General features: G+C 66.6%; 11 protein-coding genes. 8 read left to right on the top strand and 3 right to left on the bottom strand.

All coding sequences use genetic code 11. From position 1 onward, the window contains the following. Positions 1–167: 167 nt before the first annotated feature. From DYE23_RS00445 to DYE23_RS00420, 6 genes are all read left to right on the top strand, one after another. Entirely contained in the window at positions 168–1403 is a 1236-nt protein-coding gene (locus DYE23_RS00445) for an IS256 family transposase (RefSeq protein ID WP_070356446.1), read from the top strand. A 469-nt stretch (positions 1404–1872) separates the two neighbouring features. Next, entirely contained in the window at positions 1873–3219 is a 1347-nt protein-coding gene (gene mycP, locus DYE23_RS00440; RefSeq protein WP_115326183.1) for a type VII secretion-associated serine protease mycosin, read from the top strand. Further along, positions 3216–4613 carry a type VII secretion protein EccE gene (gene eccE / locus DYE23_RS00435; protein WP_011891662.1) on the top strand — a complete coding sequence of 466 codons (1398 nt, stop codon included), beginning with the start codon at positions 3216–3218 and terminating at the stop codon, positions 4611–4613. Before mycP ends, eccE begins: the two co-directional genes overlap by 4 nt. Before the next feature lie 22 nt (positions 4614–4635). After that, entirely contained in the window at positions 4636–6273 is a 1638-nt protein-coding gene (locus tag DYE23_RS00430; RefSeq protein ID WP_115326182.1) for a PPE domain-containing protein, read from the top strand. After that, positions 6270–6614 carry a YbaB/EbfC family nucleoid-associated protein gene (locus DYE23_RS00425; RefSeq protein WP_115326181.1) on the top strand — a complete coding sequence of 115 codons (345 nt, stop codon included), beginning with the start codon at positions 6270–6272 and terminating at the stop codon, positions 6612–6614. The genes DYE23_RS00430 and DYE23_RS00425 overlap by 4 nt, the downstream gene beginning before the upstream one ends. Positions 6615–6806: 192 nt before the next feature. Beyond that, positions 6807–7772: an ESX-1 system-associated protein gene (locus DYE23_RS00420; protein WP_235660290.1), complete on the top strand. Its 966-nt coding sequence runs from the start codon at positions 6807–6809 to the stop codon at positions 7770–7772. Between the two features lie 577 nt (positions 7773–8349). On the opposite strand, the gene DYE23_RS31175 is transcribed toward DYE23_RS00420, so the two are convergent. Beyond that, complete coding sequence (locus DYE23_RS31175; protein WP_235660289.1) at positions 8350–8583, bottom strand: hypothetical protein; 234 nt, start codon at positions 8581–8583, stop codon at positions 8350–8352. A gap of 487 nt (positions 8584–9070) precedes the next feature. On the opposite strand from DYE23_RS31175, the gene DYE23_RS31170 reads away from it, so the two are divergent. Beyond that, on the top strand, positions 9071–9934 hold the full coding sequence (locus DYE23_RS31170; RefSeq protein ID WP_041787511.1) for an EspK C-terminal domain-containing protein: 864 nt from the start codon (positions 9071–9073) through the stop codon (positions 9932–9934). A 15-nt stretch (positions 9935–9949) separates the two neighbouring features. Next, entirely contained in the window at positions 9950–10990 is a 1041-nt protein-coding gene (locus DYE23_RS00410; protein ID WP_115326179.1) for an ESX-1 system-associated protein, read from the top strand. Here the strand turns inward: DYE23_RS00410 and DYE23_RS00405 are convergent, their stop codons facing one another. Continuing rightward, positions 10991–11308: a type VII secretion target gene (locus tag DYE23_RS00405; protein ID WP_115326178.1), complete on the bottom strand. Its 318-nt coding sequence runs from the start codon at positions 11306–11308 to the stop codon at positions 10991–10993. Continuing rightward, complete coding sequence (locus DYE23_RS00400; protein ID WP_115326177.1) at positions 11305–12030, bottom strand: hypothetical protein; 726 nt, start codon at positions 12028–12030, stop codon at positions 11305–11307. The genes DYE23_RS00405 and DYE23_RS00400 overlap by 4 nt, the downstream gene beginning before the upstream one ends. Between the last annotated feature and the right edge of the window lie 6 nt (positions 12031–12036).

Here is a 12036-nt window from a genome sequence, read left to right as displayed (position 1 = left end):
CAGCCGCATGGATGGTCCGCGCGAACGCAACGTGGTTGCGTCCACCAAGGTGGTGTACGAGTCGGACCTGATCAGCGGTACCGGCGTGTCGTAGCCGAATGATTGAAGGTCATCGCGTGATTCTTCGAGAGACCGACCAAAGTTTCTCGAGCAAAGGAACCGACGCGATGACCACTGCCCACAATATCGACCTGCCCACCGTGCTGGCCGAACGACTCACCACCGCCCATCCCGACGTGCTGCGCGAGCTGCTCGCCACATTCATCCACACCCTGATGGGCGCTGAGGCCGACGCCCTGTGCGGCGCCGGATACGGCGAACGCAGCACCGAGCGCACCAACTCCCGCAACGGCTACCGGCACCGCCAATTCGACACCCGCGCAGGCTCATTGGATCTCGCGATCCCGAAGCTGCGCCACGGCTCCTACTTCCCGGACTGGCTGCTGGAACGCCGCAAACGCGCCGAACGGGCTCTGACCACGGTAGTCGCGACCTGCTACCTGCTGGGGGTCTCGACGCGGCGGATGGACAAGCTGGTGGAGACCCTGGGGATCACGTCGCTGTCGAAGTCCCAGGTCAGCGTGATGGCTAAGGAACTCGACGCCGCCGTCGAAGCCTTCCGCACCCGGCCCTTGGACGCCGGCCCGTACACGTTCGTGGCCGCCGACGCCCTGGTGCTCAAGGTCCGCGAGGGCGGGCGGGTGGTCAACGTGCACGCCCTGATCGCGGTCGGGGTCAACGCCGAGGGCCATCGCGAAATCCTGGGTATTGACGTCAGTACCGCCGAGGACGGAGCGGGCTGGTTGACGTTCTGGCGGTCGCTGACCGCCCGCGGCCTGTCCGGGGTCAAATTGGTCACCAGCGACGCCCATGCCGGGCTGGTAGCGGCCATTGGGGCGACGCTGCCCGGGGCGGCCTGGCAGCGGTGCAGAACGCATTACACGACCAACCTGATGGCCGTCACTCCCAAGTCGTCGTGGCCGTGGGTCCGGACATTGTTGCATTCGGTGTTCGATCAACCAGACGCTGAATCGGTTGCTGCGCAATATGATCGGATCATCGAGGCCCTCGCGGACAAGCTCCCCAAGGTCGCCGACCACCTGGAAGAAGCCCGGGCGGACCTGCTGGCGTTCACTGCGTTTCCCAAGCAGATCTGGCGCCAGATCTGGAGCAACAACCCCCAGGAACGCCTCAACAAGGAGATCCGCCGACGCACCGACGTCGTCGGCATCTTCCCCGACCGAAACGCTCTGATCCGCCTCGTCGGCGCCGTCCTGGCCGAACAACACGACGAATGGGCAGAATCGCGGCGCTACCTCGGCCTCGACGTCCTCAGCAAATCACGCACCGTCAACGACACACCGACAGAACAGGAGGCCACCCCAGCGGCACTGACCGCCTGACCCAACTACCTCGAAGAATCACACGACGACGTCGTACACCACGTCCCTGGACTTGACCCGCAACGTATCCGGCGATGCCTCCGCACCCATCAAGGGTTCCTGCTTCCGTACCGAGATAGATCCAGCGCGATAAGACTCGATCACTCTTGGTTCACCAGATTTGAGACGAAGTGGGATTACGACTGGAAGTGTGCGGTCCGGTCGACAAATCACATGCGCGCCACGTAAGCAAAGACTTCGACGCCTCACCCGGCGTCGGCCAATCGTCGCCAGATTCCGGCTCCGGCGCCCGGTGCGGCCCCCAAAGAAAGCGGAAAGACCCCTCCCCAAGCGCCTCTAACATTGCCGATGTGTCTGTAACGCGCGTGCTCGACGTGGGCCTCTGCGCTCGTACAGCTTCGCCGGTGAGTTTGCTGATCACGACTGGGCCCGATATCCCAGGGTGCTTGTTTTCCGGGGGTGACGACGCGTGCGGCGTATCGGGGCGCTGATCGCCGCACTGTTGCTGGTGCTGCTGACCGCCCCGCCCGCCGGGGCAGTCGAGCAGCCGGTCATCGACCCCGCAGCGATACCTCCGGACGAGACCGGACCCGACCAACCGATGGAACAGCGGCGGGTGTGCGCGGCGCCGACGGTCTTCCCGAACGCGAATTTCGCCGACCGCCCATGGGCGAGCGATTACCTACGGCTGGCCGACGCGCAGCAGTTCGCGACCGGCGCGGGCGTCACGGTGGCGGTCATCGACACCGGGGTGAACGGTTCACCCAGGGTGCCGGCCGAACCCGGAGGCGACTTCGTCGACGCCGCCGGTGACGGGATGTCGGACTGTGACGCGCACGGCACCCTCACCGCCGCGGTCATCGCCGGCAGGCCCGCTCCCACCGATGCCTTCGTCGGTGTCGCCCCGGATGCCCGAATCCTGTCGTTACGGCAGACCTCGGACAGTTTCTCGCCGGTCGGCGCCCGCAACGATCCGAACGATCCCAACGCGACGCAGACTGCCGGGTCGCTGCGCAGTCTCGCCAGAGCGATCGTGCATGCCGCCAACCTCGGCGCGCAGGTCATCAACATCAGCGAGGCCGCCTGCTACAAGGTGACCCGGCGCATCGACGAGGCCGTCGTCGGAGCGGCGATCAACTACGCCGTCAACGTCAAAGGCACGGTCATCGTCGCGGCCGCAGGTAACACCGGAGAGAACTGCGCCCAGAATCCCCCGCCCGATCCTGCGGTGCCGGCCGATCCGCGCGGGTGGCAGCAGGTGCAGACCATCGTGTCCCCGGCCTGGTACTCGCCGCTGGTCCTGACCGTGGGCAGCATCGCCCCCAACGGTCAGCCCAGCGGTTTCTCGGTGCAGGGCCCGTGGGTCGGCGCGGCCGCTCCCGGCGAGAATCTCGTCGCGCTGGGATACGACGGCAACCCGGTCAACGCGCTACAGGGCGAGGACGGACCGATCCCGATCAGCGGCACATCGTTCTCCGCCGCGTTCGTCTCCGGGGTGGCCGCGCTGATCAAGCAGCGATTCCCGGAGCTGACGCCGGGCCAGATCATCAATCGGATCACCGCGACGGCTCGTCACCCGGGTGGCGGGGTCAACAACGTAGTCGGCGCCGGCGTGATCGACCCGGTGGCGGCGCTGACGTGGGACGTCCCTGCGGGCCCGGCCGACATTCCGTACCAGATCAAGGAGATACCTCCGCCGGTGCACATCCCGCCACCTGACCGAAGCCCCATCACCGGAGTGGTCGTTGTGGCGATCGTGGTGGCCGCACTGCTGGGTATCGGTGCCATGGCGCGACGGGCGTTGAGGCGCCGATGAGCAGGTTCCTGTCGATCTTCGGTGTGCGGTTCACCACCGGTCACGCGTTGTGGGCCGCGGTGCTCGTCCCTGCGTGCATCCTGATCTTCGCGCAGCTGAACCTGCTGTGGTTGGGCATCACGCTGGCGGTGCTGATCGCGCTCTGCGCGCTGGTGACGATTCGGGGGCGACGCATCACCGGCTGGATCGCCGCGCTGTTCGCATGGCGGCGCCGGCACCGCCAACCACCGCCCGCACCGTCGGAGCCCGCCGTGGGGGCGACCGTGGTTCCGGGCGACCACGTCGCGCTGCGCTGGCAACACGGCTATCTCGTCTCGGCCATCGAGTTGATACCCCGGCCGTTCACACCGACGGTCATCGTCAACGGGGAAGCGTTCACCGACGACGTCATCGACAGCCGCCAGCTGGAGAAGCTCCTGGCCGCATACTGTCCCGACCTCGAGGCCGACATCGTGTCGGCGGGCTACCGAGTGGGCCGGACCGCGCCGGCGGCTCTGGTCGGACTCTACGAGCAGGTCGTCGGGCCCTACCCCGCCCCCGCCAGGCGCCGCACCTGGATCGTGCTGCGGGCCGATCCGGACAAGACCCGGAAGTCCGCTCTGCGCCGCGACGTCGGCGTGTCCGGCCTCGCCCAGTACGTGGTCTCGTCGACCACCCGGATCGCCGACCATCTGGCAAGCAACGGCATCGACGCACGCCCGGCACGCAGTTTCGACGACTTCGACGGCGCGACGGAGATCAGCTTCGAACGCGAAACCTGGTCGATGGTCAAGGGCCGCAGCACATTCACCGCCGCCTACCACGCTCCCGGCGGACCCGACGTGTGGTGGTCCGCACGCGCGGACTACACGCTGACGCGGGTACGTATCGTTCCCGGCGCGGCGCCGACCGCGACCGTCCTGCTGACCACACTGGCCAATCCCTCGACACCACGCGGCTTCTCGTGCCTGTACGGCGGCCAGCGGGCGGCACTGCTCGGGGAGAGCCCGGTGACGGATCGCCACTACGAGCTCCCGATCGGGTCGGCGGGCGTCCTCGTGGGCGAGACCGCGGATCGCTATCCGGTGTACATGCCGTTCGACGACACCGACGTCAGCATCAACCTCGGGAACGCGCGGCTGTTCACGCAGTTCGTCGTGCGTTCGGCGGCGGCCGGCGCGAACGTCACGCTGCAACCGCAGTTCGGAGAGTTCGCGGGTTACGTCAACGCACAGATCGGGCCGACGGCGAAGGTCGCATGGCCGCACGCGACGACCTACCTGCGTCCCCAGCCCGGGGTGGGCCGGGTTGTGCTGCGGGACAACTTCATCGCCACTCCGCGGCACAAGGAACTACCGATCAGGTTGATCAACCCGCGCGAGGAAAGTCGCTACCAGATGGCGCTCGAGCCGTGAGACGCAAACAGGAGGGTGCGTAGTGGCCGACGGCGAACTCAAGGTCGATCCCAACGACCTCACCACCAAGGCCGCCACGGTCGAGGGCATACCGTGGGGAAGCGATCCGGCCGCTGTCCCTCTGTCCGACCCGGACAAGCTCTCTTCGACAACGGCTTCCGTGCAGAATCTGGTCAAGAACGCTACGGCACTCGGCGCCGAACAGAAGTGGGGACAGGCCGAGAGCAGGCGGCTGGCCGAGACACTCAGACTGGTCGCGAAGGCGTACCAGGATGTCGACGAGGCATCGAGTAGCAACATCGACGCGACGATTCCCGGCGGTGCGTCCGTCTCCGCTCCGGCGCCCATCCCGATCGGGCTGAACGCGACACCCCCGCCGCCGGTGCCACAACCTATGGAGCCGTTCGGGTACGTGTCCGACAACGACGGCTCGCTCGACCCGATCCAGACCGACAAGAAGCTGGCCGAAGGCGACCAGGGCGCGTCCCTGCGCGCGGCGGCCACGGAATGGACCGCGAACGCCGCCAGGCTCACCGAAGCCGCCATACCTTTCGAAGTTCGAATGCAGAACTGGGAAGGTGTCGCCGCCGAGGCCGCGTATACGAAGCTGAAGTCCTTCGGCGGATGGCTCCAGGCACTCGCGGGGAAGTGGAACCAACTCGCTGCGGAAGCCGAGAAGTTGGCGACTGCTCACGACCAGGCCAAAGCTGCCAACGCGCCCATCCGGATCGAGTTCGAGGCGCTGCAATCAGAGTTCGTGAAGCAGGGGATGGCGGCGAGCCAAGCGTCCCGGGACCGTCTGCAGCAGCTGTACCGGGAGTCTGAAGCTGTCCGCGAGATATACGCCAACGGTGGCCGTCCAACGCCCGTGCAGCCGCCGCAGCCGCGACCGGACTCGGTGGCGCCGACTTCCCCGGTGACGGCGAACGGTGATCCACGAGATCGCGGTGTCCCCGCCCGGACCGAGGACGAGGAGCGCCGCGACCCGTGGGGTGCTGGAGAGCAACCGAACGCGCAGGGCGGCGGCGCGCCGTCCGGTGGCGAACCGCAGCAACCGCAGACGCCCCAGGAAGCACCGGTCTCCCCGCCTGTTGCTGAACAACCTCCGCAGGCCACACAACAGAGCGGCCAGCAAGAGAGTTCGCCGGCAGGTGGCCAGCAAGGCGGTGGGCAGCAGGGCGGCGCCCCGGGAGGATCACCAGGCGGATCACCGGGAGGTGGATCACCCGGAGGTGGTATGCCGACGACCGGCAAAGGCACCGAGCCGAGGTTACCGACCGATCCAAGCTTGAAACCTGCTGCGGCAGGCGGTGGTTCGAGCGGTGGCGGCGGTGGGGGCGGCGGAGTACCGGCCGGACCGTTGCAGCCGGCCGTCGGAGCGGAGACGGTGGCGCCCAGTCCGGCCAGACCAGGAGCGCCCATCCCGATGGCATCCGCCGGATCGGGCGGTGGTGGTGGCGCGATGGGCGGAGGCGTCGGTGGTATGGCGCCGATGCACGGTGCGCACGGCGGCGGGGCCGGTGAAAAGAAGCGCAATCCGCAACTGTCGGTGGATGAATCGCTCTATGTGGAGGATCGTCCGCACACAGAACCGGTGATCGGTGTTCGACCGCGGCGGCGGGGCACGCCTGAGGATGGCAAGAGGGGAGAAACATCGTGAGCGATGACATGCATCCAGAGGTGGCTGCGGTTCTGAAGCAGGCGAGGCGGTTGCAGGAGTTGATGGACGAGCAGCTCGAGAAGATGGCGACGGGATCCTTCACCGCGGCTGATGAGACCGACACTGTGGAAGTGACTCTCAACGGCCATCATTGGCTCAAGGACGTCTACATCCAGGACGGTCTGCTGCGGTTGGGATCCGAGACCGTCGAGGATCGGGTCAACGAGGCGCTGCAGAAGGCGAATGCCGAAGCGACCGAGGCGATCAACGCCGACCGTGAGCGGCTCGATGCCGTGGTCGCGGAGATCACCGCGGGCATCGCGGACGTGAACGATGGGTAGCGGGACGAGTATGGAGGATGGGATGACAAGCCACAGTGGGGAGTGCATGTGAGCACACCTCCTGGAGATCGGCCGCCGCCACCGCCGTCTGGCCCCCCGCCGGGTTATCCGGGCGGATCCCCCTGGGGCGCAGCGCAACCCAATGGCCCTCGGGGCAGGGGTGCAGCTGTGTGGGTGCTGGGTGGACTCGCGGTGCTGGTGGTCATCGTCCTCACCGTGGCCGCGACGCTGTTCGTCACGGGACGTCAGTCCGAGGAGGCAGGCCCCGATCCGACAAAGCCATCGCCGACGACCGCGGTCGACACCTCTGAGATCGCGAGCGCTGATGACGACGGCCCAGTCGAGATCATCACCGAGGATCCCACGTGCTCCAGTTGGACGACAATAGTGACTGCATTCGTCGACGCATCCCGCAACGGATGGGACGCTCGGGACCCCACGTCTCCTGCGGCAAGCTGGACGCCTGAACAATCTCGCCAGTACGAAGCGATGGGAGCAGCGATGCAGAGCATCGCGGATCGCACCGTTGAATTGGCAAAGAGAACACCTCATCGCGTCATGCGAATCCTGTACGAGCAGTTTGTTGCATACAGCCGTGCCTACGTGGGTAAATTGTCCACTTACACTGAGCAGGATGACCGGTTTGTCCGGGTTGCAATCAGCTTCTCGGGCACACTCAATGCCATTTGCGATTCAATAGCTTTCGGGGCTGCTGGCGCGCGTGCTCCGCTCGTTCCTGGCTCGGCTCCCCCGAGGGATCTCGAAAGGGAGCTTGACCCCGACAATGCGAAACCCTTCATGACGTCACCATCTTCCTCCTGTGGGCAATGGCTCTATGCAACAGAAAAATTCACTAATGACACTGCCGCTTGGCGAGGTATCGATCCGAATATCCCGGCGTCTGAACTCACAGCTGACCAACGAGCCGTCAACGCGGCAGTAGCCCCCGTGATGGAGGCTTTCGCAACTGAGTCACAGCAACTAGGCCGACGGAGTAACAACCCAATTTGGGCTGACTTAGCTGCACTCAGCGCTCAGTATCGGCGTGCTTACGTAAGCGCTCTCGTCACCTACTCGCCTTCTGACAACGACCTTCAAGTTGCGGCCGGTTCAACGGCAGGCGCCATAAGCGAAGCATGTCGAATCGTGATGGACTAGCGATGGCCATTTCGAAGGCAGATGGCGAATACATAGATCAGATGACAGAGCCCGCTGGGTGGCCAGACATCGACGAAGATGTTCTCAACGAGCGTTCGACCGCCCTAAACAAGACGGTCACTGAAGTCGTCAGTTCGATGGCTGTCTGGCAGGGACAGCAATCGAAAATGTTTGTTGATGGAGTCTGGACAGGCGGAGCTGCGGACGCGGCCAAGTCTGCTGTCGAAAACCGCTTGCAGCAAATGCATTCCTTAATAGCGCAGCTCGAGAAGGCGATAGCTTGGTACAGCATGATCGCCCGTGTCGTGGTAGATGCGAAACTCGCGGTCAATGACAATCTCCTGGCCGCACAAGATTATTTCTCGGTAATACGCAAATCGCCCGAGTTGGAGCCCGGCGAAAAGGAAGCGCTCATTCAAAATTGGGTTCGTTCACAAAATGTAGTCAACACAGCAATAATTCTTGGAGCAATGGCAAAGGTACCCGCGTTCACTACGTGGCAGCCGCCCCCCCAGCCAGTGCGCGTACCGCACTCTCCCGACACGTCTGCAGCCTCGGTACCAAAGTCATCCCTTGATCACTTCGGTCCGGTACGACTGACATCGCCGAGAGTGGTACTTGCATCCAACAGAGTCGGGCCGAAGGAGGCGCCCGAGCTGGCGGCGAACGCGAATCCCCACGGCCCGCGGTCAGCCGTCACACCCCCCCACCCCGCCACCGCGACCTCGCCGACCACCTCCAGTGGAGGCGTGAGCGCCGCCAACTCCCCGTCGGCCGCGTCTGCTTCCACCCCATCCGCCTCCAGCCCCATGAGCAGCTCCGGAGGGCCCCCCTCCACTGGCGGCGCGAGTTCCGGATCCCCCAGCGCGTCAACGTCTCCCGCGAGTGGTTCCCCGTCGACTGCCTCGCCCACTACCTCGGGTGCAGCAGGCGCCCAGCCTTCGAACGCCTCGCCCGCCGGCGCCGCCAAAGCTCAGCCCTCCCCGATCCAGCAGGTGTTCAATCAGTCGGCGCCGCTGGCGTCCTCGGCGCCCGCTCAATCGCCGGCCGCACCCCCGTCCAGTGCGCCCGCCCCAACCACACCGGCCGGCGCGGCACCCACCGCCGGCACCGGCGCCGGCGGTGGCCTATCAACCTCCGGCGGCCCCGCACCCGTCGCGGGCGCACCGGCCGGCGCCGCACCCCCAGCCGCACCCCCCGTCCCACTCGCGCCGCCTACATCACCAGCCCCGCCCGCGCCGCCACCCACAGGCGCTCCCGGCGCCGCCCCAGCCGGTCTCGGCGCCGGTGTCGCACCGATGTCGGCCACATCCAGTAGCAGCGGCGCCGCCGCAGCGCCCATTCCCGTCTCGCAAGCACGTGCCGAACGCGACGCCGTTCTCGCCGCATCAACCGCGGGCGCCTTACGCCGCAAGAACAACGGCAGCGACCCACTCCAGCGGGCCCGCCATATCGGCGCTGCCCTCAACGTCGGGGTCAAAGACTTCGGCTTCTTCTGGGTCACCGCGGTCACAACGGACGGCACCATCGTCGTCGCCAACAGCTATGGCATCGGCTACATCCCCGACGGTGTCCGGCTACCCGAGAATGTCCGGATGGCGTCCGCCGACGACACCATCCCGGCCGACGAACGCGCCAAGTGGGCCACCTACCCGATCCTCGCCGTCCAAGGGTGGGCACAGCACCACGAGCTTCAGTTGCGTGCAGTGGTCGCGACCGAGGAACAGTTCGCCAACTTCGACCCGGGCGTCGCCAAGATCATCCTCACCGCAGAAGACATCCCCGACGACGGGACCATGTCCGGCCGCACCCGCCTCGAGGTGATCTCCCCCACTGCCGCCCAACAGCTCAGTGCTGTCGGAGATTTCGGCCTGAATGACCTGCTGCCCCCGGCCCCGACCGACCTGGAACCACCCGCCGACCAGACCGCCACGCTCTGGTTCGAGGTCGCCAAGCCTCTGATGAGCACCAATCCCCAACGCTCCGCAGCTCACCTGCAGGCCTTCATCACCTACGCCAACCACGCCCAAGAGCTCGCGGTGTACCGTGCCCACACCGCGGCTGAACCCGCCGACCAGCGCCTGGCCATCGCCGACTGGGTGTACTGGCAGCATCTCGCGGTCATCATGAACGACGCCGTGAACGCGGATGCCTCTGCCTAGGTACCGTCGGTACCGATGACCTTGCCACCGACTGGACCCTGGCTTCGGCACGACGACCGAAGAGACCGCATCGTCGGCTCGAGTGCGCTGGTCCTGGCGGTGCTGATCACGCTGACGACGTTGTGGTTCAGCCGGAGTGACCAGCCGCAGGGGCAGCCCCCGCCGGCTCCTGCTCCGACACCGAGCCCTTCGGCCTTCACCGCCGATTTCGCGTCCGCCTCCGACGACGACCCGGTCAGCATCATCACCGACGACCCGACCTGTCGGGACTGGGAGCCGATCAACAATGCCCTCAACGCTGATATGGGCAACGGTTGGCTGCGCCGGGACCCGGCCGTGCCGGCCAGCGCGTGGACCGACGAACAGCGCAGGCAGCATCTCGCCGTGGCCGATTCCATGCGGGCCGCAGCCGACAGGACAGTCAACCTCGCGAAGGCGACACCGCACCGGGTCATGCGGGAGCTTTACGGGCAGGCGATCGCGTACTGGCGCACCTACGCCGACAGCATCGAGACGTACCGGCCACCTGCCGATCATCTGGCGCGGGCCGCGGTCAACGCCGCCGAAGCAGTCAACGGCATCTGCGCCTCAATCGATTTCGGCTCCGCATCCGCACGCAGCCCTGTGCTGCTGCCGGGTCCGCCGCCGGTACCCGACGTGTCGCCGACCAATCCCGACGCACCCGCCAGGTACGTCGACACACCGTCGCCGTTCTGCGCGGAATGGAATGCGATGGTGGCTGACTACGCGGGCGTAACCCGAACGTGGCGCGAAACATTGGATCCGAACATCCCGGCACGTTACTGGGCGCCCGAGCAGCGGAAGCTCGGCGACGACACCGCCGGCGTCATGCGACAGAACGCCGACCGGACCCAGCTGCTCGGCCTGCTGAGCGGCAACCTGGTCGCAGCCGACTTCGCCGCCTTGTCGGCGCAGTACCGCAGGGCTTTCGCGATGGCGATCCCGACATTCGCCCTGCCCGACATCCACCTCGACAACACTGCTCTGCGGCTGCAGGCGTTGACCAATCAGGCCTGCTACGCGGTTCAGAGCTGACTACCGGGGCGCGGTAGCCGGTGCCTCCACCCCGTCGACCTGGGCAGCTGATGCATCATCCGTGGCTTCGTAGGTCTCGGCGGCGCTCCGCAGGTCGGCGCCGAACGTGCGCGCCCTGTCGGCGATGCTCGTCGTGTCGTCGAGCACCGTGGTGATCGCCGCAGCGCAGGCCGCCGCCGTCCTCAACGCCGGTACCGCTGCCGCCGCATCGGCCAGCGGCGCATCGGCATCCAGCTCTGCGATCTGCTCGGCGGCAGCGACGAAAGACGCCGCGGTGGCCCGCAGGTGATCGGTGTCGACGTCGAGTGGCCGGGTCACAGATCAATCCTGTCGTCCGCCTCAGCAGCCCGGTGTCGCCCCGGCGCCCCGGTGTCCTCCCGATCGGACCTCTCGTCCGGCGTCGGCGCGCGTTCGGAATCGGGCTCGCCCGCTGCGGCGCCCTCGGAGGCGGGCTCGGGTGCAGGTGCATCAGGCGCCGGCACCTGGGCGCCAGAGCTCGCGCTGCCGCCGGTGGCTCCCTGTCCGAACTGACCCGCCATCTGCTGGACCTGTTGACCCGCCTGCTGGGCTCCCTGCATGAGACCTTGTGGTGCCGAGGCGATCCCGCTCATCATCTGCATCGGCATCTGCGCCATCTGCATGGGCATGCCCATCATCTGACTCATCTGGCCCGCCGCATCAGCCCCGCCACCCGGGGCGGATCCACCGCCGCCAGAGGGCATTTGCGACGGAGTCTTCTGCATGACCTGGTCGATCGCCGCGCTGTTCTGTTCGTCAGTGGCCGCGTAGGCCTGCGCAGCGTCCTCCACGTTCGAGGCCGTCGTCGTCGCCTCAGCCTTGATCAGTGGCAGCTGCGTCGCGATCGGCGTCTCGATCGCAGGGATCTGCCCGATGATCGCGACCGACAACGGATCCGTGCCGACAGGCATGAAAGGTGCCGGCGCCTCGGGAAGATCCAGCGCCGACGACTTCAAGGCACCGCCGGCCGCGCTCAGTTGCGCCGGGTCGACCGACAGTGGAGGTAGACCGCCCGAGACCATATCTCT

The organism is Mycolicibacterium gilvum (assembly GCF_900454025.1).
In the GTDB taxonomy this organism is placed as follows: Bacteria; Actinomycetota; Actinomycetes; order Mycobacteriales; family Mycobacteriaceae; genus Mycobacterium; species Mycobacterium gilvum.
The sequence above is the reverse complement of the archived record's forward strand: the minus strand, read 5'-3'. Positions and strand labels throughout refer to the sequence as shown.